We start from the raw sequence: 21,731 nt of genomic DNA on the forward strand, positions 1-21,731 counted from the left end.
CGACCGTTTCCCATCAATGGGGAAGCGGTCGTTTTGTTCTTAATGCGATTCCGTTTTATGATGCCCTTGAAGCGGTGTGGCCTGACAGAGCCGCTCGGTGAAGACGGATCCCCAAATCGAAACGGCAATAAGCGTAACCGTTGCAATGAACGATAAGAGCAGGGGAGACAGGATGCTGTAAAAAGGAAATAGAACAACCAGCATGATGATACCTGCTGTATAGGGGGCAGAGATGACACCTGCGGCAATTCGCATAAACAGCATATTACCGAGTAAATACAGGGCAGGGCCTGCCAATATAACGACAGCGGTCTTCATCTCCAAATGACCGATTGGATGCGCGAGCACGAGTTCATCGGCAACAGCAGATAAGATAATACCTCCAACCAAGAGCAGATGCGTATACGTATACGCGGAACGGGCAACACGGCCGGGATCATTGGAATGAGCAATAAAGTGATGTCCTGTTTTGGCTGTCATATTAAAGTAGATCCACCACATGGTAACCGTACTAAGGAAGGCTGTGGCAAATGAACTAAGGGCAAGGATATCCCATTCATGCTCGGCGAAGGTCGCCCCTGTAACCAGAATGGACTCACCTAAAGCAATAATAATGAACAACCCGCATCGTTCCGCCATATGGGAGCCTTCCACATCCCACACGGTTGTTGGGGTTTTGCCGATTTTGGGAATCCAGAAGCCAAGGGATGGTGAGAGATACTCAATGAATAACGCAATGCACCATAGCACCAATCGGGTTTCCTCGTGTGCAATTCCTCCAGCAATCCAGAAGATCCCGGATAAAGTCAGCCAGCTAAGAATACGGATAAAGTTGATGCGGAGCTCCGTTGATCCCTTTTGAAGAACCCAGACGGTGTAAGCTGTTCTCCCAACTTGAAACAATGTGTAGGCACAGGCAAAATAAATACCTGACTTCTCAAAAGCTTCCGGCAATGATGCCGACATGATAAGTCCAACGAGCATAAGGCCTATCAGCATGAATCGTACACGGGAGGTTTCAGGATTAAGCCAGTTCATCACCCATGCGGTAAAAATCCAGACCCACCAGATAGCCATGGTCAGAATCCCTAGCTGAAAGGCCCCTTCCCAAGTAAAATTTTTGAGAAAAGAATGGGATAACTGGGTAACGGCAAAGACAAAGATTAAATCAAAAAACAATTCAATAAAGGATACTTTTCCTGAATCGCTGTTGCCTCTGCTGCGAAACAGTACGGCATCTGAAGCCAACCTCTTCATTCGTTCTCTCCTTTTATTCCTGTGGATTTTGTTGATTGTATCATGTGATAATTGAAAAGTCATCGTTAGAAGGGGAGAGAGTATATATAGAAAGTTAGAGACGTCAAGCTAAGGTGGGCTATTATGAAGGTTGAGATAAAGGCTGCGGAGTTACCCGGAAAGCAATCACCTCGTACGATGAAAGCTATGGTCTATGAAACATATGGCTCACCTGATGTTCTGCAGATCAAAGAGGTAGAGATTCCAGCACACCGTATTGACTTCGTAAGCCGAGATTTCCGATTCTTGGTGCAGATATTGCGGGGAAGATCATCGCAGTTGGCGCCTCCGTCAAACGGTTTCAGCCAGGGGATGAGGTGTTTGGGGATCTGTCTGGCTGCGGCTGGGGTGGATTTGCAGAGTATGTATGTGCTAATGAGAACGCTTTGACTCCAAAGCCTAAGAGAATAAGCTTTGAGCAAGCGGCGGCAATTCCTCAAGCGGCAGTTCTAGCTTTGCAAGGGCTGCGGGATAAAGGGAATCTGCAGCAGGGCCAGCGTGTCCTAATTAATGGGGCTGGCGGAGGAGTGGGTACATTTGCTCTCCAATATGCCAAGTTATTTGGGGCAGAAGTGACCGCTGTAGACAGTGCCGCCAAACGGGAGATGCTGCTTTCCATAGGGGCTGATCATGTCCTCGATTATACAAAAGAAGACTTTACGGCTGGCGGACAGCAATACGATCTTATTCTCGATGTTGTGGGTACCCGTTCTGTTTTCAAAATTTTCGATATTTTGGGAAAGGCGAAGTGAAGGGGAAACTCATCGTGCGGATGAAGAGCTAGAACCGTTAAGCTAAGTCTTACTCCGCTTTTTCATCAAGATTTTCATTATAAGCCAATATCCCACGTTTGAAATAATGAAGCTTTTCGTCTGTAGTGGTCTCCATTAGATTAGTAATCAGCAGTTCAACACTCTCCTTAGGCTGGTGGCTATTATACAGTGCCATGGCGAGGAACACTTGAATGGCGCGGTTATCAGGGAATTCCCTCATACCTCTGCTTAAAGTCTCAACTGCTTTCTCGTAATGCCCCCAGTAGCGGTATGTACTCCCAAGGCCCATTAAGCATCTTTCCAAATCAGCACCACTTAAGCCCAGCTCAATGGCTCGCTCATAATAGGGAATAGCCAAATTTCCAAGACCGGTATTATCATAAGCTATCCCTGTCTGGTAATTAATCTCCGCATCATCCGGGTATTCCGACAGCAGCTCTAACAACTGCTCACGAACTTCACTCAACATCTCTTGATCTTGCTTCGCTCGTCCTTCTTCACGCCGTTTAATTAATTCACTCAACCTATCTCTTGTCATCATGTCACCATCCTCAGGTTTGTAAGTTTTCATCTACTCTTTGAATCATATAACAAACAAAGAACGGAAGTAACCCGCAGGCACGGGTTACTTCCGTTCTTTTATCTACCTGTTCCCCCCAAAAAATAAAGACATCGACGAGGAATAGAGGGAAAAGTTTCTCCTGGAGGAGCACAGCGTCTGCCTTTGCCTATGTGAATATACTATAATTAATCCAATTAAAAATTCACATGGGCAACAGCAGCCGTAAGGAGAACTTTTCCCGCCATGACGAGCTACGATGTAGTATACGAGAAGTAATCGAAGTCCGCATATTGCCCACTACCCGATGTATCCTGACACTGCATACCAACAAATGCACCAGTGAAGAAGCCTCCGCCTTGGATATAATCATCCGACAGCTTGTGTGATTCGAATGTTACGGGCAGTGTCGTCCAATGACCGCCATCGAAGGAATATGAATAACGGTACGTCAATTCCGTTACATCAACACGAATATAGACATATTCCACGCTTTCTGGAATTACAACTTCCGCTCCTTGCAGTGGTTGCGAGAACGAGAAATTATCGCAGGCAACCAGCTCAAGAATGCGGCCCTTCTCTTCATGCCAAGTGATCTGGCAAGACGTCCAGTTCTGCGTATTGTAGTAATTCACGAGACCAGCCGATTGCTGGAATGTCGTTGGGTTGAAAGCAATCTTCGTCTCTGCCGTAAAGTGGAAATGCTGCCAGCGGCGGGCAACAAAGGCTTGCGTGAACTTCGATGTCAGCGACTCTTTACCGTAGATACGCAGATGGCCCGGGTTGTCTTTCAAGGAAACGATCTTCTCGCCAAGTGGAATGCGCAGCGTCTGGAAATGAAGGTTTAGCGTCTCTGAATCAAATTCATCCTTCTCCGGGAAATCAGGTCCCCATACGACTTCTTCGATGTTTGGCCCTTCAATAGTCAGAGATGGCTTGTTGCCGCCAACGACATAGGGCCAGTCGTTATTCCACTCGAGACGCTGGATTGCAGTCTCGCGTCCAAGCGGACAGAAGCCGCGTGGATCAAGCAACGGTTGTCCTTCCCGAGACAACGGACGTCCAACCAGATGAACAAGGAACCATTCGTCCGTATGCGTATGGACAATCGAAGCATGTCCCGCTTTTTGCAGTGGAATACGCGGATGGGCATGCGACGAGATCAGCGGATTTTCCGGATGAACCTCATATGGTCCACGAAGCTCCTTCGAACGGGCGATCGTCGCCTGATGATCGTATTTTGTTCCGCCTTCAGCCGTCAGCAGGTAGTAGTATCCGTTGATCTTGTATAAATGAGGGGCTTCTGTCAGCTTAATATCCGTTCCTTTGAAGATGACCTCTGCTTTGCCAACAAGCTTTTGCGCGGCAGCGTCATATTCCTGCAGAACAATGCCGTAAAACGGATGATTACCGACTCTTTGATCCCACAGCATGTTAACAAAATACTTTTTGCCATCTTCATCATGGAAGAGTGACGGGTCAAAGCCGGAGCTGTTCATATGGATTGGTTCGGACCACTCACCGTCAATCGTATTGCAAGTCACAAGGTAGTTATGGCAGTCCTTCCAATTTCCTTCAACCACCTTCACATCGGTGTAAATGAGCCAGAATTGGTTGTCACTATAAGACAATTGAGGGGCCCAAACGCCGCCGGAATCCGGATTACCCATCATATTCAGTTGGCTGAGGCGACTCAGTGGACGAGACGCAAGCCGCCAATTTTTCAAATCTTTTGAATGATAAATTCCAACGCCAGGGAACCATTCGAAGGTAGACACTGCAATATAATAATCTTCGCCTACACGGCAAATGCATGGATCAGGGTTAAAGCCGGGCAAGATCGGGTTCTGAATAACGGCCATAGCGATAAAATTCTCCTCTCAACGTTCACGAAATAAGCTAATGGAAAGACTGGAAATAGAAAAAAAATTACCCTTCTTCGTCACCTAAATCGATTAGCTGTTATGTTATGATAACAATATATTATCAAGGTATTAACGGATATCCCATATCCATAGTGAGAAGATATTTACCCAAATCAAGCAATATGATGCATCATGCGGGAGGCGTTTGGAATGGAGCAAAAAGAACGACAAAAAAGAGAGTTTATGCTGCCTGATATGGACTCTACTTTCCGCGTCTTTGGTGCACATTGGAGAACCGTTGACAAGGATTGGAGCTATCCGCTGCATAAGCATCCTATATTTGAAATTAACCTGGTTTTATCCGGAACGCAGGAGTTTATTGTTGATCGAACGCGGTATGAACAAAAGCCAGGTGACCTGCTGCTGTTTAGACCTGGAGACCGGCATGAAAGCAGAGTGATTGGCAGAGAGGAGATGACGTATTACTGTCTCCATTTTGATGTGGACGAGCCTTCTTTTCGCGAGCTGCTTTGCCGCAGTCCTAGATGCTTTTATCCTTCAGATAGTGAACTTGCGATGGCGATCCGTCCTGCATTGGACAAGCTGATCGAGTTAACCTCGGAGGAATCGGTTGTGCGGACGGAAGCCCGTATGCATATATTGTCGGCTTTATTTGAGTTGTTTGCCGTTATCAGCGGCACTTTGTCCAAGCTCAATCAGGATCCGGCAGGAGCCCGAAGTTCGGAAGTTGCTTCTCAAGTTGCAGCTCTGCTGGAGCAAGCAGTGGAGAATGTGGAGGAACGCGGGATTTTTGACGATAAAGATACAATAACAGCTATTGCTGTAGCGGTCGGTTACAGCACCTCTTCGGTAAACCGTATGTTTACCCGCGCGTTTGGCGTATCGCCAAGGCAATATTTATCGACGTTAATGCTGAAGAAATCCAAGCTTCTGCTTATGGATCCTGAGCTTACCGTTGAAGAAATCTCCGCAAAGCTGGGGTACAACAATATTGCACACTTCAGCAGACAGTTCAAACGTTGGACGGGGGAGTCACCAAGCCGTTATCGCGACCGATTTCATGAATAATGGATAAGATAGACAATAATGATTAGAGTGGTAAACTATAGGTTAGACATTTGAAGCTGCTGGGAATAGAGAGGAGTGATAGGCGTTGCGAAGCCATACCCGAAGGCGCTCCCTATTAAGTCTGCTGATAGGCGTAATACTTATCCTTTCGGCATGCGGGAAAGTAGAGATGACCTTTCATCCAGCCTCTGATACAAAAACGATAAATATTGGAGTAACCTACTCGCCTAATTCCTTAAATCCTCTGTCGCCGGCTGGACAAGTCTCTTCCTATATTTCTGGTCTGATGTATTTGCCGCTGGTGGAGCTGGATGACGATCTGACTTTAAAGCCGATGCTGGCGGATTCCATTACAACAACAGATCAAACTACTTTTACAATTAAACTAAATCCTGATGCCAAATGGAGTGACGGTACAACAATCACTGCAGATGATGTTATCTATACATTGAAGCTAATGACGAATCGAGATATTGCGTCTAACTATGCCTATATGTTCGCGATCATTGAGGGTGTTGATTCAGAGGGATATTTGCCTAAGGCACAGTCGGAATTAGCCGGAGTTCAGAAGGTCGATGACCATGCCATGACGATCAAGACAAAGGCACCTACAACATTAACCATGTTTCAGGATAGGATTGGCCGTTATTTGCTGACGCTTCCGAAAGCTGAGCTTGAGGACGAGTCTCTGGAGACAATTAAACAGGGTGATTTTGTGCAAAAATCAGCCGTCACAAGCGGCCCGTATAAGCTGGATAGTTATGAAAAGGATAAGCTTGTTCGAATGACAGCAAGTAAAGCTTATTTCAAAGGGGAGCCGCATATTACCCGGTTAAATGTAAAGGTGCTGCCAAGCTCCATCATTGCGGCACAGCTTCAGAATGGGAAGATCGATATGAACATTCCGTCGTTTGGCGTGATTCCTATTCAAGATCAGGGGATGGTCAAATCTCTGTCTGATGTAACGACAATCGACGGACCCTCGATCACGACTCAATTGATGTACATCAATGAACAAGTGCTGCCGAATGCAAAGCAAAGAAAAGCGGTATCCTACGCGATTAATCGTGAGAGGATAGTAAATAAATTGCTGCGTGGAGCGGGGGAGACAGTGGATGGCTTTTTTACAAGCTACAGTCCTTATGTTGATCCTTCCGTTAAGCAGGTGGAATATAATCCGGATAAAGCAAAAAGCCTGCTCGCCGAGTCGGGCTGGCAATCCGGTACAAAATTGACGTTATCCGTCTTGTCCGGAGACAGCACGCTGGAGCAGGCGGCTCGTATGATGGTAGATGATTTGAAGGCAGTTGGGATCGACGTTACCATTAAGATGCTCGATTTTGCTTCCTTGGTGGATAAGCTCGTTAAGAAAGACTACGATCTTGGCATCATGACAGTCTCGATGTCTCTTGTTAATCCGCTGCCGGATATTGCTTATTTTCTGCAAGAAGGGAATCCTAACGGTTATGCAAATCCCGAGGTGAATAAGCTGCTGTCATCCCTTCAGTCGGAGACGGAGGAAACGGCGATTAAGCAAGCCTACAGCAGGCTGCAGCAGATCACGGCCGAAGAAGTGCCTATGCCGTCCATCTATGCGACTCGTCCCCTTGGCGCTGTTAATCATAAAGTGATCGGCGCAACGCCAAAGGATTATGGCATGTTTATCAATGTGGAGAATTGGGATATTAAGCGTTAGACTTGCTCGAGTCGAGCGTCAGAACAACCGGACAATGATCGCTTCCGAGTATTAAGCTGTCGATAGCGGAATCGACGACACTTGGAGCAAGTCTTGCTGACGCCAGAAAGTAGTCAATACGCCAGCCTACATTCCGTTCCCGGATCTTCGGCATATAGGACCACCAGGAGTAAGCGTTAGTTTGCTCTGGATACAGATAACGGAACGTATCGATAAACCCGGAGTCCAGAATCCGCGTCATTTTCTCCCGCTCTTCATCGGTGAAGCCGGAGTTGCCGCGGTTGGATTTCGGGTTTTTCAGGTCGATTTCCTGATGGGCCACATTCAAATCCCCGCAAACAATAACAGGTTTATGCTCGTCCAGCTGCAAGAGATAGCTTCTAAACTTGTCTTCCCATTCAAGCCGGAGCTCCAGCCTCGACAGATCACGTCTTGCATTTGGCGTATACACATTGACGAGATAGAAGTCTTCAAGCTCCAGTGTAATGACTCGTCCCTCGTTGTCATCATCTTCTTCGCCTAGCCCATAGCTTACCGAAAGAGGCATATGCTTTGTGAAAATCGCCGTACCGGAGTATCCCTTCTTCTCGGCATAATTCCAGAACAAATGATACTGTTCGCCTAGCTCCATCGTAATTTGACCCTCTTGAAGCTTTGTTTCCTGCAGGCAGAAAAAGTCTGCATCCATGTCATTAAAATACGTCATAAATCCTTTATTTACACAGGCTCTAAGGCCATTTACATTCCAAGATACAAGCTTCATATAGCGGTATTCTCCTTCTCTATCATCTCTAGTACTACTAGTGTAACACATGGCATCCTCCTCGAAGTCCCTAAAAATTTGCCTTTGCGGCATACGTCTGCCAAGCGATTCTGCTACAATAAAGGAACAGATGATGAGAAAGAGGAGATCACATGAAGTTCAGACCATGTATCGACCTGCATAGCGGGAAGGTTAAGCAAATTGTTGGGGAAACGCTGGATGCCAATCCGCAGCGTGTCGTTGAAAATTTTGTATCCGAGCATGATTCGGCTTATTATGCTTCGATGTTCAAGCGGGACGGCCTGACAGGTGGTCATGTTATTATGCTTGGCGGCGGTAATGAAGAGGCTGCATTAGCAGCGCTGCGTGAATACCCTGGCGGCCTGCAGATTGGCGGCGGCATCACAGCAGACAACGCGGCTCAATACCTGGAGGCAGGTGCTTCGCAGGTTATTGTCACTTCGTATATTTTCCGTGATGGCGAGCTCAATATGGACAACTTGAACAAGATCGTATCTGAGGTTGGTAAGGACAAGCTTGTTATCGATCTGAGCTGTAAGCAAAAGGATGGAAGCTGGCATGTCGTCACGAATCAATGGCGGACGTTCAGCAACTTTGAGGTCAATGAAGCGAACCTTCGCGAGTTGGAATCGTATTGCAGTGAGTTTCTTGTTCACGCGGTAGATGTAGAGGGGAAACGGACAGGCATTCTAGAAAGCTTGGTCGAGCAATTGGCTGCTTGGGTGAAAATTCCGACGACATATGCGGGCGGCGCCCGTTCATTCGAGGATTTAGGGCTGTTCCGCCGTCTGACTAACGGCAAGCTGGATATTACGATCGGCAGCGCGCTGGATATCTTCGGCGGTAATCTGTCCTATGATGAGGTAGTGGCATACTGCCGGCGGTAGAGAGTTCGAAGTTAATCCCTAGAATCGGAACGCAAAAAATGTATCTTCTACACCGAATCTGCAACAGATTTGATTAACTGATTGCAGATTCGGTGTTCCGCTGCTGTTGTCTCCCCTTTGCCTTGAACAATTTAATAAGGTAGCAAAGGGGAGACAAAGGCAGACGCTTCGCTCTTCCAGGAGATACATTTTCTGCTTATCCTCTCTAAGGTGATTAAAAACGACCTCTCTTTTTTTATGCCTCAAACAGTTAATACGGAAAGAAGTTATTCCTTTCCGTGCCTCATAAACAGCCACACCCCGAACAAAATTACTATTCCGGCACTAAGCTGCCAAGCGGTCAATGCCTCTTTCAGCAAAGCCCACGCCAGAATTGATGCAATAACCGGCTCGCCTAGAACGGACATGGAGACGGCTGTGGCGTTCATATATTTCAGCAACCAGTTGAACAAATAATGACCAAAGAGGGTTGGTACAATCGCTAGAAGAAGGAAGATGCCCCATTCATGCGAGCTGTAGCCGGTAAAACGATAACCTTGGATGAGGTTATAAATGGCAAGGGTTGTAGCGGCAATCGCAAACACAAGGAAGTTGTAGGCGAATGCGCTTATATTGTTCCGCAGCTGTTTGCCGATCAGCATATGAATGGCGACCGCGATTGTACCTAGAATCGACAAGACATCTCCGTACAGCGCTTCCTGCGATAACGCGAGGTCGCTTGAGCCGATGATAACGGTACCGATCATTGCAATGCCCATACCAAGCAGCATAATCCGGTTTGTTTTGGTCTTAAAGAGCAAGTAGGAGCCAAGCATAACAAGAACCGGCTCGAGCGCCAGGAAGATGGTTGAGCTGGCGACGGTTGTATAGTTCAGGGATGACATCCACAGAAGAAAATGCAAAGCAAGCATGACGCCGGAGGCAAATAAAAGCAGAAGCTGGCGGGCGCTATGCTGGGTAAGCTCGTGCCGGTATTTCCAAGCGAGCGGCAGCATGATCAGAATGGTTAGATACAAGCGGTACATACCGATAACCGACGGCTCGGCACTCGACCACTTAATGAAGATCGATGAAAATGAGATGGCAATAATGCCAACGACATAGAGCAGCTCGTAGGCGTAGTTTGATGCGCGATTCATGAATGATACTTCTCCCATGCAATAAAATAGAATAAAAAACCCAACATGTAATACTACTACAAGAGGGCAAACGGGAGCAATTTGTAACTCCTGCCTTTCCTTGCGAGCCTCTTGAAAAAACGATTGACAGTTGTTTCCTTTCTCGTTATGATCAGTACCAATAGAGATGGATTGACGGAAATGTCAGTCTGTCAGAATGAGATCGAATCGACTGGACGAACCAGAGATTCAATGGAAGACGGCTTCGGCTGTGTCCATTGGATCTTTTTTTTATTCCTAAATCCTACTATTCCAATGAGGAAAAGATGGATCGAGTAAAACAAACCAAATAGAGGAGGTGCCGGCTATGTCGACGGCATTATTGGAAATTGTAGATGTGAGTAAAACGTTCCGCTCCGCAGGAGATGCGGTCCCGGTTCTGGATCGGCTGAAGCTGACAGTTAATCAAGGGGAGATTGTATCGATTATTGGACCAAGCGGCTGCGGCAAAAGCACACTGCTCAAGATTGTTGCAGGACTTGATATTGATATCGAAGGCCGTGTTCTGCTCGAAGGAGAGCAGGTGAAGAAGCCTTCTCAGGAAAAAGGATTTATTTTTCAAGAGCATCGTTTATTCCCTTGGCTGACGGTCGAGCGGAATATTGCCGCAGATCTGTCTCTTCGGAAGCCTGATGTCCGGAGGAAGGTCGATGAGCTGATCAAGCTAGTCAAATTGCAAGGTTTTGAAAAAGCGTATCCGAAACAGCTGTCTGGCGGTATGTCCCAGCGTGTTGCTATTGCAAGAGCCTTGCTCCGCAATCCAAAGGTACTGCTGCTCGACGAGCCGTTTGGCGCGCTTGATGCCTTTACCCGCAGCCATATGCAGGAGGCGCTGCTCGATATATGGCGGGAGAACCGTACAACGATGCTATTTGTAACCCATGATATCGATGAAGCGGTCTTTCTATCTCATCGGGTTATCGTTCTTGACGCACGTCCCGGCCGAATCAAAACGATCGTACCCATCGATCTTCCGTTTCCTCGGAAAAGAACAGGCGCTGCGTTCCAGGAGCTTCGTACTTTAATCTTAAGGTCGTTGGAGCATGAGGAGCCAGAGAAAGAATCTTACACAATCTAGCGACAGCGGAGATTGTCATTGTATCTAATTGTTAGCGGAGGTTATTTCGGTCGAGTGCGACTATTGCGTGTTTGTTTTTAACCATAGAAACCGCTTAATCAAAAAAACAAACCGCAAGGAGCAATCGACTGAAATAACTGAAGCGCTGAAAGGAGAAAAACATGTCTAATCCAACAACAGAAGCTTTAAAAGGAGTTGCGCCGTCCCAAGTTACAGCAAAGCCGATAGCGGGAGTTCACACGCAAAGGAAGAAGGGGGACTTCAAGGGAAGAAAATTTTTGCTTGGCAGCCTGCTGCCTCTAATCATTCTGGGGAGCTGGCAGTATGTAAGCGGGACGGGAATCGTGGATCCGATGTTGTTCCCGGCACCTTCTTCGATTGTGAAAGAGTTCTATGAAATGGTTGTGTCCGGTGAACTGTTCCGTCATCTGGAGATTAGTGTGCTCAGGGCATTGCTTGGCTTCCTGCTTGGCGGCAGCCTTGGGCTGCTCTTTGGTCTTGCGGTGGGTATGTTCAGCAAGTTCGAAGAGCTTGTGGACCCTACTGTTCAAATGATTCGTACCGTACCGCTGCTTGCGATTACGCCGCTGTTTATTTTATGGTTCGGATTTGGGGAGACGTCGAAAATATTACTTATTGCGCTAGGCTCGTTTTTCCCGCTGTATGTGAATACGTTTCTTGGCGTGAGGAATGTGGATTCGAAGCTGTTTGACGTGGCGCGTGTCCTGGAGTTCAAGCGGGTGAACCAAATGCTGCGGCTCGTTCTTCCGACTGCGATGCCCAATGTTCTGCTTGGTCTGCGGCTATCGATCAGTATTGCATGGCTGGTGCTTGTTGTAGCGGAGCTGATGGGAGCCGATCGGGGCATCGGCTACTTAATCCAGGATGCCCGGTCGTTTATGCGTACGGAGGTTGTATTTATTGGGATTATCCTGTTCGGTGCCGTAGGCAAATTAACCGACTCGCTCGTACGGGTGCTGGAACGTCGTCTGCTCAAATGGCGCGACAGCTACAAAGGATAATTACATTTGAGGTGGATTGACGCTTGGCGGCAGCTTGGCAGCTTCCGCTTCGAAATATTGCTTAAGCTCGGCTTCCTTACGCGGGTCCGTCATCGTTACTTTGCCTTCCAGATGCTTGGTCACAAACAGCTCCCATGATGGTGCTGTCTTATGAGAGCGCATGGAACGCACTGCATTTTTGACGAGTCTGCGTTCTTTGGCATTCGTATATTGATCCTTGTATTTCTGCTTATAGCCGTCAAAATCAAGATGATCAAATACGGCCCGGAACACATCTGCCGTCATGATCGCATCGTCAAGTGCGCGATGGGCATTGCCTGCGGAGATCAGATTCAGATCGGCTATAGCGCCTTCGACGCTGACGTCGTTCGTAACATTTTTATAGCGAAGATAGCCTTTAAGCAGATCAAAAGAATCAACGGAAAGCCAAAAGGCATCATCCATCTTGTGCATCCGCGTATCAAAGACAATTCGCTTCATGTCTTCGCCGCCCCAGGTCATGATGATAAACGGTTCACCTCGGTCCAGCCACTTGATAAACTCCTCTATGACACGAGGGAATCTTGGTGCTATATCAATCTCTTCCTGCGGAATACCTGTTTTTTTCTTAATAAAGGAATTCAGCTTGGAAAAGTAGACCGGTCTGATTAGGGAAGAAAAGATATCTGTCTGCTGCAAGTCAGCATTCAGCCGTACAGCGCCAATCTCGATGACTTCCATCGGAAGGTCACTCGCGAATTTGCGTCCGTTAAATTCAATGTCCAGAATTATATAATCCATATATTAACCCCCGATTAATTGCTCATGCCTATCCATTCTAACAGAAATCAGGAGTGAACAGGAGTGAGCGTATGAGAACCTCATGAGAGGATCATGGTAGAAGGAGCAAAATCTATGGCCCGGAATGTCATCAAGGATCAGCAGCAAAGGGAGCTGCGCCGCAATCAGATCTTAACTGCAGCAGCCTCGGTCTTTACCAAACGTGGCGTAGCTGTAGCGAAAATATCGGATATTGCGACCGAAGCGGGATTAAGCTACGGTCATGTTTATAATTTTTTTGAATCCAAGGAAGAGATCTTGCTTTTGCTCGTGCAGTCCTCGCAAGAGAGGTATACGGAGCTTCTGCAGGCAGCAAGGGATGGCCGCGGTACAGCTATCGATAAGTTAAGGTGGCTGATCAGCCAATATATGCACAGCAGCAGGACTGGAACATTGTATTGGGTTGTGCTGCAGGCACAAGCGACAGAAGTGTTGGGTCCAGAGGAGAAGGAAGTCATTCACCGGAATGTGCATCGGAACCGTGATCTTCTTGCAGATATTTTGCGTGATGGTCAAGCGGAAGGTACGATTGCCGATGGTGATCCGCTTGAACTGGCGACCCTCTTGCTGACGCTGTTCCATAATACGGCGATGTGGGCGTATCGTGGGTTTGGGGAGCCTTCTGACCATGTCATAGACATTATGTTGAGGCTGGTTATAAAGTAACCTCAGTAAATAGATTGGAATTATATGAAAATAGGGTTGACAGTAATTGGGTCAGCTGTTAATATCAGAATCACCAAATGACAAATTGATCATTTTATCAGTTTGTCGCATAACAAGAGAATAGAGAATCGACTGGTTCACCGGAGATTCGATTTTATAACCGTCCACCTGATTACAGGGCGTTTATGAAATCGAATCTTTTTTATTCTCTAAATCCGATTAAGTAGATAAGTAAACTAAGGTTAGGGGATGGAGCTTATGAAGAGAAACAAGTTACGAGCACTTACGATTACGGCATTGTCGGTTATTGCACTGGTATCGGTGCTGGCAGGCTGCGGCAGTAACAGCAAGGCTTCGAACGAGAAGTCCGAATCAGAATCGGCAGCAGCACCAGCGGCTGAAGCAACAGATCGTCCGCATGTTACCGTAAACGTTGCAATTAACGGCGGATTGTCGCCGCTGCTTCTGGCCAAGCAAAAAGGCTGGCTGGAGGAAGAGCTCAAGCCGCTGAATGCAGAGGTAAGCTGGAGTGAATTCCAAAGCGGTCCTCCACTGCTGGAGTCGCTCGCCTCGAAGCGGGTAGATCTCTCCTTCCTGGGAGATGGGGCAACGATCTCCGGTTTGTCGGCGAACCTGCCCTTCGAAATCATTGGGCTGGTCAGTGATGGCAAGCTTGCGAATTCGATTATCGTGCCAAAGGACAAAGGGGTTTCAAAGGTTGAGGATTTGAAGGGCAAGTCTGTGGCAGTTGCAAAAGGTACGACGGCACATGTATTTCTGCTGAAGGTGCTTGAGAAGCATGGGTTGAGTGATAAGGATGTTAATCTTATCGCGTTGCAGCCAGAGGATGCATTGCCTGCGTTCGAGACCGGCAAGGTGGATGCCTGGGTAACCTGGGATCCTTATACGACAAAGGAAACGGCATCTGGTAAGGCAACCGTTATTGCGGGAGCGGAGGAAGGGATCTCAGCGCCGGTATCTGCCATAGCAAGATCGGAATTTGCTGAGAAGAATCCGGACCTGGTCACAGCGTTTTTGAAGGTATACAAACAAGCCATTGATTGGCAGAACGCTAATACCGACGAAGCGGTTCAAATCTATGCCGATCTGAAGAAGATTGATGCCGGTGTCGTTAAGGCGTTGCTTGCAAGCTCAGCCCCTAATCTTCGAGTGTATACCCAAGAAGAGCTGGATGCGCAGCAGAAGTCGGCGGAGCTCTTGCTCAGCAACGGCTTCATTAAAAATAAGGTTAGCTTCCAGGACCATGTAGCGTTTAGCTATCTTGAGAAGCTGTCCCAATAAATATTACAAATTAAAGGAGCGATTATCCATGACTCAATCAACAGTCGACACATCCCGTCAATTTGATCTTTTCTCGAAGCGCCAAATCCAAGGCGGCCCACGTTTCTTGCAGCGTTTGGCTGATGGCCTTGAAGAGCGTCCCTATGAATTATTCACATTGAAGCCGCTTGGCCCGGTGATCGGTGCTGAGATTGAAGGAGTGGACCTTAGAGAGCAGATATCGGCGGAGGTGAAGGCTGAACTGCATCGTGCATTACTGGAGTGGAAGGTGCTCTTCTTCCGCGAGCAGGATATTACGAGCCAGCAGCAGTTGGATTTTGCAAGACAATGGGGTGAGCTTGAGAATCATCCGTTCCTGCCAAAAGGTGCAGCCGCTGAAATTACTCGTTTCGAGAAAGACGCAAACATGAAGGGCCAAGAGAACAATTGGCATACGGATGTGTCTTGGCGACTGGAGCCGTCCTTTGGCGCGGTGCTCCGTTTATCCGAAGTGCCTCCACAAGGCGGGGATACCCTTTGGGCGGACATGGGCGCTGCATATGATAACCTGCCGGAAGAGGTGAAAGAGCGTATTAATGGTCTGACAGCAATTCATGACTTTACGCCAACCTTCGGACGGAACATGCCGCCAGAGCTGCTCGCTCAGAAACAAGCGGAGTTCCCTGCTGCAGAACATCCGGTTGTCCGAACACATCCGGAGACTGGACGCAAGACGCTGTTTGTCAATCGGGTATTCACTACACGAATCGTTGGGCTTAACGAGGAAGAAGGGGAAGAGCTGCTCCAGTACTTGTTCAGACAAGCGGAGATTCCGGAATATCAAGTACGTTTCAATTGGAAAAAGAATTCGATAGCGTTATGGGATAACCGTTCGACGCAGCATTATGCCTCATCCGATTATTATCCAAACCGCCGTGTGGCGGAACGGATTTCCATTATTGGCGACCGTCCTTATTAATTATATACTTAAGGCAGGCTTGGCCTTAACAAAGCGTTGAAGGAGAGGAAGCAATTGTCGACATCTTGGATCCAGCATTCCGTTATTTTCACATTGAAGCATGAAGAAGGTTCTGAGCAGGAGCGCAAGTTTCTGGAGGATGGCAAGGCGATTCTCAGCTCCATTCCTGTTGTTTCGAAGTTCCGGGTATTCCGGCAAGTAAGCCCCAAGAATGATTATAAGTTTGGATTCTCGATGGAGTTCTCAGATCAGGCGGCTTACGAGGCCTATAATGTGCATCCGTTGCATGTAAGCTTTGTAGCTGAGCGCTGGGAGAAGGAAGTCGAAGCGTTCCTCGAGATCGATTATTCGGAAGTTTAGAACAATAGGAGGGTGTCTCACGAGGTCTGAACAGGCCGCTTGGGACACCCTCTTTTTGCATTAGTAGGCGGGTTCAAAGGAAAAGGAAGCAATATTCATGACCAGCACGTATCTGGTTTGGTTCGTATCGGTAACAAGTGTCAAATAAGAGGGATCAAATGCCGTCAGAATGCCTTGCTCCATACCGGCGGTTGTCGATACGGTCATAAGACTTCCTTTATGGCGGGTCATGAGGGAGAAAAGGGTTGATCCTGGCGTAATGAGGTGGGAAGCAGATGGCGTTGTCATGAGAATCATTCCTTTCTTGAAATAACTGAGGGGAAATATAAGAAAGTATAAATTTTCATTTTTACTATGCTTATATTTCATCCGCGAAACGTAGGCTGCTCCTCCTGAGGACGGCACAGCCGTTTACGCTAGACTATATTATAAGTATCCGCTTACAAGCGAAAACGGAACCAGATTTTTAAAAATATAAGCTTCAATTATACTCTACTTCTATTTCACTCGCGAAACGTATGCTGCCCCTCCTATGGATGGGACAGCCGTTTTTCACTTGTAGGCTTGTCCGAATTATGGATATGTGCCTATAATGGAGCGGGAATGTTCAATCTTTTTGCGTTTATTTCACCTATGACTATGGGAGGTCATTATTCATGAAGAAGCTGAAAGTACTTGGGCAATTAGCAGAGGCAGGTGTCGTTGCCGTACTGCGTGCGGATTCACCGGAGGAAGTAGCAGAGATGGCACGCCGTGCTATTAAAGGCGGAATTAAGGCGATTGAAATTACAATGACAGTGCCGTTCGCGCTTCGTGCGATTGAACAGCTGTCCAAAGAGTATTCCAGCACGGCTTCGCCGGACTCGGATAACTTTGCAATTATTGGTGTTGGTACGGTGCTAGATCCGGAGACAGCTCGTGCTGCTATTCTGGCTGGCGCGGAATTTGTAGTGGCACCTGCTTTTAACCCGGATACGATTAAGCTTTGCAACCGTTATGCGATTCCCGTAATGCCGGGCACGATGACGATTCATGAAATTCAAAGCGCGCTTGAGCTTGGTGTTGATGTGGTCAAGCTGTTCCCTGGCAACTTGTATTCGCCTAGCATCATCCCGTCGATCAAAGGTCCTTTGCCGCAAGCAAACATTATGCCAACGGGCGGCGTATCGCTTTCCAATCTGAAGGATTGGATCAAAGCAGGTGCAGTAGCGGTTGGTATCGGTTCTGACCTGACGAAGGATGCAGTAGCAACTGGCGACTTCTCACTAATCGAGCAAAAAGCAAGCGCATATATGGAAGCTTATCGCAGCGCGAAAGGCTTGTAAGACTCGAAACGTCCTGAGTGAGGAGGGTTTGTTCCCCGCTCAGGGCTTTTTCATGTATGCTGAATTTATGAATTATGCCGTCCCGGCATCGATATGAAGCGGTAATCGTATTGAAATGACCAGGTGATTTTGTATAAAGTAGTACTATGTGCATGTAATAACGAAGGAGGCCGTTAAAGAACATGGAATACCGGATTGAGAAAGATACAATGGGTGAGATTAAGGTTGCTGCAGACAAGCTGTGGGGAGCTCAAACCCAGCGCAGCCTGCAAAACTTCAAAATTAGCGGCGAACGGATGCCGATTCAAGTTGTATACGCTATGGCGATCATTAAGAAAGCTGCAGCAATTGCGAACCAAAAGCTTGGCATGATCGATGCGGAGAAATCGGGCGTGATCGGCGAAGCAGTTGACGAGATTTTGGCTGGAAAATGGGATGAGCAGTTCCCGCTTGTTGTATGGCAGACAGGCAGCGGTACACAAACAAACATGAACGTGAACGAAGTGGTTGCTTTCCGTGCTAATCAGCTGCTTGCTGAACGCGGCAGCGCAGCGCGCATCCATCCTAACGATGATGTGAACCGTTCGCAAAGCTCGAATGATACATTCCCGGCAGCTCTGCATATCGCAGGTGTTGTTGAAGTAGAAGATAAACTGATTCCAGCCATTGATGTCCTTGCGGGTACGTTCGCAGAGAAAATGGAGAAATTTGATAACATCGTGAAGATTGGCAGAACGCATCTGCAGGATGCAACGCCGATTACGCTTGGCCAAGAAATCAGCGGCTGGCACATGATGCTTGAGAAAACTCGCGCTATGCTGATTCAAAGCGTAGACACCATGCGCGAACTGGCGCTTGGCGGTACAGCAGTTGGTACAGGCCTGAACGCTCATCCTGATTTTGCTGTTCAAGTGGCAACAGAAGTTACTGCTCTGACAGGCAAAACATTCATTACAGCTCCAAACAAATTCCACTCGCTGACAAGCCATGATCAAATCGTGTACGCACACGGTGCAGTTAAGGCGCTTGCGGCCGATCTGATGAAGATTGCCAACGACGTTCGCTGGCTGGCAAGCGGCCCGCGCTGCGGCATCGGCGAGATCTCGATTCCAGAGAACGAGCCAGGCAGCTCGATTATGCCAGGTAAAGTAAACCCTACACAAAGCGAAGCGCTGACGATGGCAGCTTGCCAAGTGTTTGGCAACGATGCAACAATCGGCTTTGCAGCTAGCCAAGGCAATTTCGAGCTTAACGTATTCAAGCCGGTTATTATCTACAACTTCCTGCAATCCGTTGCTCTGATGGCGGACGGCATGATCTCATTCAACGATAACTGTGCAGTTGGCATCGAGCCAAACGAAGCAGTAATCAAGCGTAACCTGGATCAATCGTTGATGCTGGTTACGGCTCTGAACCCATACATCGGTTACGAGAATGCAGCAGCCATTGCGAAAAACGCGCACAAAAAAGGACTGACGCTGAAAGAATCCGCGATCGCAAGCGGCCTCCTTACTTCGGAACAGTTCGACGAATACGTGAAACCGGAAGCTATGGTCGGCAAACGTTAATTTTAGATGAGGCAGGCTCCGAGAATTCGGAGCTTGTTTTTTTTGTTTAAGGCGGGCTCTATAGGGGCTTAAACTTGGCCATCTATCTATCCAGACCACGTTAAGAGTAGCTTAACGATGTACGGCATCGTAAAGGTTGCGCGAAGGCGGCATTTTGAGGAGCTTAACGATGCGCCGCATCGTTAAGAGGTTGGATTAGTGGGCAAATCGCCCGAAGATGGCTGTTTTGTCTATTTTTAACGATGTGTGTGCCATCGTTAAGGTGGCCCGAAGGTGGCGGCTTGATTTACTTAACACTACACAGCATCGTTAAGCTTGAATGATGAGAACTAGCTTGGCATACAGTGTGAAGGAGTTCGGCTGCATGATTGCCTCGGGTGCCAGCGGACGGTGGAATATGGTATGATACGGATGGCAGATGCCCTTGCGGGATGCTGCACATTTTGGATGTAAAGTAGGGTTCCCTCATGCATTTATTATCAGTTGAACATATAACGAAAAGCTATGGCGAGAAGATGCTCTTCGAAGACGTGACCTTTGGCGTCGAGGATGGAGATAAGATCGGCATTATTGGTGTAAACGGTACAGGTAAATCAACCTTTCTGAAGGTAATCGCAGGGCTTGAGCCTGCGGATGCTGGCGGAATCTCCATTGGCAACCGTGTGGTTGTCCGGATGCTTGCACAGGACCCGGTATTTGCACCCGGCGAAACAGCGTTGGAGCATGTGCTTGGCGGTAACTCGCCTCAACTGCGCGCAGTTCGCGAGTATGCGGCTGCTCTTGAGGCGCTTGAGCTTAAGCCAAGTGATGAGTCACTGCAGGATCGGCTCATCAAAGCGAATCAGAAGATGGATGAGTTTGATGCTTGGACGCTCGAAAGTGAAGCGAAGACGGCACTTGGCCGGCTGGGCATTCTGAATTTCGACGATAAAGTAGATACCTTCTCTGGTGGTCAGCGGAAACGTGTTGCGATGGCAGCGGCGCTGCTGCAGCCATCTGATATTCTTATTTTGGACGAGCCTACCAACCATATTGATAATGAGTCCGTTGCATGGCTCGAAGGTATGCTGCAGAAGCGCAAAGGCGCTTTGCTTATGATTACGCATGATCGCTACTTCCTGGATCGGGTCAGCAACCGCGTAATTGAGCTGGACAAAGGGCGTGCCTATTTCTATCAAGCCAATTACAGTCGGTTTCTTGAGCTGAAGGTGGAGCGCGAAGAGCGGGAAGCGGCTTCGGAAGATAAACGTCAGAACCTGCTTCGTAATGAGCTGGCTTGGATCAGACGTGGAGCGAAAGCCCGGTCAACCAAACAGAAAGCCCGGATTGACCGGTTTGAAGATCTGAAAGCGCAGGCTCCTAAGCAATCATCTGGCAAAATGGATGTATCGGTTGCCTCGACGAGGCTGGGTAAAAAAATCGTAGAGATGGAGTCAGTCACCAAACGGTTTGGTGATCGTACCCTCATCAAGGACTTCAGCTATATCGCAGTGCCCGAGGATCGTGTTGGAATTGTTGGCCGTAACGGCAGTGGTAAATCCACTTTACTTAACCTCATTACAGGCAAGCTGCAGCCCGATGAAGGGGCAATTGAGCTGGGTATGACCGTTAAGATAGGCTGGTTCTCGCAAGAACATGAAGAAATGGACGAGTCGCTTCGTGTGATCGAGTATATTCGCGAAGATGCGGAGCAGGTACGCACGGCAGATGGTACAACGATCTCAGCGGGCCAAATGCTGGAGCGGTTTCTTTTCCCGCCTGCGATGCAATGGTCGATTATCAGCAAACTATCCGGCGGTGAGAAGCGTCGTTTGCAGTTGCTACGTGTCTTGATGAATGCACCTAACGTCCTGCTGCTGGACGAACCAACCAATGATCTGGATATCGCAACGTTATCTGTTCTGGAAGATTATCTTGATGACTTCCCGGGCGTCGTATTCGTTGTATCCCATGACCGTTACTTCCTGGACCGGACGGTAGATAAGATCTTCGCGTTCGAAGGAGAAGGCGTCATTACGCAGCATGTGGGCAACTATACCGAATACCAGGAGTACGTCGAAAAGTTTGGCGGCGCTGGAAGCTCATCCGGCCTTTCGGCAGGAAACGGCAAACCAGCAGCGACGGTGGTTAAACCAGCTGCAGGGACAAGTGTTGCTGCCGCAGACAGCGGCAGCAGGCCTTCCGGTGATCGTGTAACACGTATGTCCTATAAGGATCAGAAGGATTACGAGCAAATTGATGAATGGATCGCGAAAGCAGAAGAGCAGCTGGCTTCTGTTACAGATAAGATGAATAACGCAGGCAGTGATTCTGTTTTGCTGCAGCAATTAATTGAAGAGCAGCAACAGTTGGAGCAGAAGCTCGAGCAATTGATGGACCGGTGGACGGAGCTTAATGAGCTCGCCGAAATGATTGCCGCCCAGAAGAAGGGCTAGTCAGGATAGCAATAGGATTTTGCTTACGAAGTAAGGATTATCACGAAAAGCACGAGATAATTGTTTGGAGG

At 47.9% G+C, this 21,731-nt stretch carries 20 protein-coding genes; 13 read left to right on the forward strand and 7 right to left on the reverse strand.

The window, feature by feature from the left end; all coding sequences use genetic code 11:
- Window positions 1-39 precede the first annotated feature (39 nt).
- Window positions 40-1,257 (reverse strand): low temperature requirement protein A, encoded by a 1,218-nt coding sequence (locus AB4Y93_RS17690; protein WP_441894188.1) that lies wholly within the window; start codon window positions 1,255-1,257, stop codon window positions 40-42.
- Between the two features lie 311 nt (window positions 1,258-1,568).
- Between AB4Y93_RS17690 and AB4Y93_RS17695 the strand changes: the two genes are divergently transcribed.
- Window positions 1,569-2,048: an NAD(P)-dependent alcohol dehydrogenase gene (locus tag AB4Y93_RS17695; protein ID WP_441894368.1), complete on the forward strand. Its 480-nt coding sequence runs from the start codon at window positions 1,569-1,571 to the stop codon at window positions 2,046-2,048.
- 49 nt (window positions 2,049-2,097) lie between these two features.
- Here the strand turns inward: AB4Y93_RS17695 and AB4Y93_RS17700 are convergent, their stop codons facing one another.
- Window positions 2,098-2,610, reverse strand: a complete 513-nt coding sequence (locus AB4Y93_RS17700) for a tetratricopeptide repeat protein (RefSeq protein ID WP_441894189.1) — start codon at window positions 2,608-2,610, stop codon at window positions 2,098-2,100.
- 272 nt (window positions 2,611-2,882) lie between these two features.
- Window positions 2,883-4,490 carry a glycoside hydrolase family 43 protein gene (locus AB4Y93_RS17705; RefSeq protein ID WP_441894190.1) on the reverse strand — a complete coding sequence of 536 codons (1,608 nt, stop codon included), beginning with the start codon at window positions 4,488-4,490 and terminating at the stop codon, window positions 2,883-2,885.
- Between the two features lie 213 nt (window positions 4,491-4,703).
- Here AB4Y93_RS17705 and AB4Y93_RS17710 point away from each other — a divergent pair, with 213 nt between their 5' ends.
- Together AB4Y93_RS17710 and AB4Y93_RS17715 are read left to right on the forward strand one after the other, a co-directional pair.
- Window positions 4,704-5,582, forward strand: a complete 879-nt coding sequence (locus tag AB4Y93_RS17710; RefSeq protein ID WP_441894191.1) for an AraC family transcriptional regulator — start codon at window positions 4,704-4,706, stop codon at window positions 5,580-5,582.
- 169 nt (window positions 5,583-5,751) lie between these two features.
- Window positions 5,752-7,278, forward strand: coding sequence for an ABC transporter substrate-binding protein (locus tag AB4Y93_RS17715; RefSeq protein ID WP_441894192.1), 1,527 nt, complete (start codon window positions 5,752-5,754; stop codon window positions 7,276-7,278).
- Here AB4Y93_RS17715 and AB4Y93_RS17720 read toward each other — a convergent pair.
- Complete coding sequence (locus AB4Y93_RS17720) at window positions 7,268-8,041, reverse strand: exodeoxyribonuclease III (RefSeq protein ID WP_441894193.1); 774 nt, start codon at window positions 8,039-8,041, stop codon at window positions 7,268-7,270. The genes AB4Y93_RS17715 and AB4Y93_RS17720 overlap by 11 nt on opposite strands.
- 152 nt (window positions 8,042-8,193) lie before the next feature.
- Between AB4Y93_RS17720 and hisA the strand changes: the two genes are divergently transcribed.
- Complete coding sequence (gene hisA, locus AB4Y93_RS17725; RefSeq protein ID WP_441894194.1) at window positions 8,194-8,949, forward strand: phosphoribosylformimino-5-aminoimidazole carboxamide ribotide isomerase; 756 nt, start codon at window positions 8,194-8,196, stop codon at window positions 8,947-8,949.
- A gap of 266 nt (window positions 8,950-9,215) precedes the next feature.
- Here hisA and AB4Y93_RS17730 read toward each other — a convergent pair whose 3' ends face one another.
- The gene (locus tag AB4Y93_RS17730) at window positions 9,216-10,088 is read right to left on the reverse strand and encodes a DMT family transporter (protein WP_441894195.1); all 873 of its coding nucleotides are present in this window, start codon (window positions 10,086-10,088) and stop codon (window positions 9,216-9,218) included.
- Window positions 10,089-10,434: 346 nt separating this feature from the next.
- On the opposite strand from AB4Y93_RS17730, the gene AB4Y93_RS17735 reads away from it, so the two are divergent.
- The gene (locus AB4Y93_RS17735) at window positions 10,435-11,205 is read left to right on the forward strand and encodes an ABC transporter ATP-binding protein (RefSeq protein ID WP_441894196.1); all 771 of its coding nucleotides are present in this window, start codon (window positions 10,435-10,437) and stop codon (window positions 11,203-11,205) included.
- A gap of 161 nt (window positions 11,206-11,366) precedes the next feature.
- A complete protein-coding gene (locus tag AB4Y93_RS17740) occupies window positions 11,367-12,227 on the forward strand; it encodes an ABC transporter permease (protein ID WP_441894197.1) in 861 nt (286 codons plus the stop codon).
- On the opposite strand, the gene AB4Y93_RS17745 is transcribed toward AB4Y93_RS17740, so the two are convergent.
- Entirely contained in the window at window positions 12,228-13,007 is a 780-nt protein-coding gene (locus AB4Y93_RS17745; protein WP_441894198.1) for an exonuclease domain-containing protein, read from the reverse strand.
- A gap of 114 nt (window positions 13,008-13,121) precedes the next feature.
- Between AB4Y93_RS17745 and AB4Y93_RS17750 the strand changes: the two genes are divergently transcribed.
- The 4 genes from AB4Y93_RS17750 to AB4Y93_RS17765 all read left to right on the forward strand — a co-directional run bounded on the left by AB4Y93_RS17750 (window position 13,122) and on the right by AB4Y93_RS17765 (window position 16,332).
- Window positions 13,122-13,712, forward strand: coding sequence for a TetR/AcrR family transcriptional regulator (locus AB4Y93_RS17750; RefSeq protein WP_441894199.1), 591 nt, complete (start codon window positions 13,122-13,124; stop codon window positions 13,710-13,712).
- Window positions 13,713-13,970: 258 nt separating this feature from the next.
- Window positions 13,971-15,014 carry an aliphatic sulfonate ABC transporter substrate-binding protein gene (locus AB4Y93_RS17755; protein ID WP_441894200.1) on the forward strand — a complete coding sequence of 348 codons (1,044 nt, stop codon included), beginning with the start codon at window positions 13,971-13,973 and terminating at the stop codon, window positions 15,012-15,014.
- Window positions 15,015-15,042: 28 nt separating this feature from the next.
- Window positions 15,043-15,972: a TauD/TfdA dioxygenase family protein gene (locus tag AB4Y93_RS17760; protein WP_441894201.1), complete on the forward strand. Its 930-nt coding sequence runs from the start codon at window positions 15,043-15,045 to the stop codon at window positions 15,970-15,972.
- Between the two features lie 54 nt (window positions 15,973-16,026).
- Window positions 16,027-16,332, forward strand: coding sequence for a Dabb family protein (locus tag AB4Y93_RS17765; RefSeq protein ID WP_441894202.1), 306 nt, complete (start codon window positions 16,027-16,029; stop codon window positions 16,330-16,332).
- Window positions 16,333-16,392: 60 nt separating this feature from the next.
- On the opposite strand, the gene AB4Y93_RS17770 is transcribed toward AB4Y93_RS17765, so the two are convergent.
- A complete protein-coding gene (locus AB4Y93_RS17770) occupies window positions 16,393-16,620 on the reverse strand; it encodes a hypothetical protein (RefSeq protein ID WP_441894203.1) in 228 nt (75 codons plus the stop codon).
- Window positions 16,621-16,988: 368 nt separating this feature from the next.
- Between AB4Y93_RS17770 and AB4Y93_RS17775 the strand changes: the two genes are divergently transcribed.
- The 3 genes from AB4Y93_RS17775 to AB4Y93_RS17785 all read left to right on the forward strand — a co-directional run bounded on the left by AB4Y93_RS17775 (window position 16,989) and on the right by AB4Y93_RS17785 (window position 21,660).
- Complete coding sequence (locus AB4Y93_RS17775; RefSeq protein WP_441894204.1) at window positions 16,989-17,657, forward strand: bifunctional 2-keto-4-hydroxyglutarate aldolase/2-keto-3-deoxy-6-phosphogluconate aldolase; 669 nt, start codon at window positions 16,989-16,991, stop codon at window positions 17,655-17,657.
- A gap of 182 nt (window positions 17,658-17,839) precedes the next feature.
- Window positions 17,840-19,225, forward strand: coding sequence for a class II fumarate hydratase (gene fumC, locus AB4Y93_RS17780; RefSeq protein WP_441894205.1), 1,386 nt, complete (start codon window positions 17,840-17,842; stop codon window positions 19,223-19,225).
- Between the two features lie 467 nt (window positions 19,226-19,692).
- Window positions 19,693-21,660: an ABC-F family ATP-binding cassette domain-containing protein gene (locus AB4Y93_RS17785; protein ID WP_441894206.1), complete on the forward strand. Its 1,968-nt coding sequence runs from the start codon at window positions 19,693-19,695 to the stop codon at window positions 21,658-21,660.
- The last annotated feature ends 71 nt before the right edge of the window (window positions 21,661-21,731 follow it).

It is taken from the genome of Paenibacillus sp. YAF4_2, from assembly GCF_052113225.1.
GTDB lineage: Bacteria > Bacillota > Bacilli > Paenibacillales > Paenibacillaceae > Pristimantibacillus.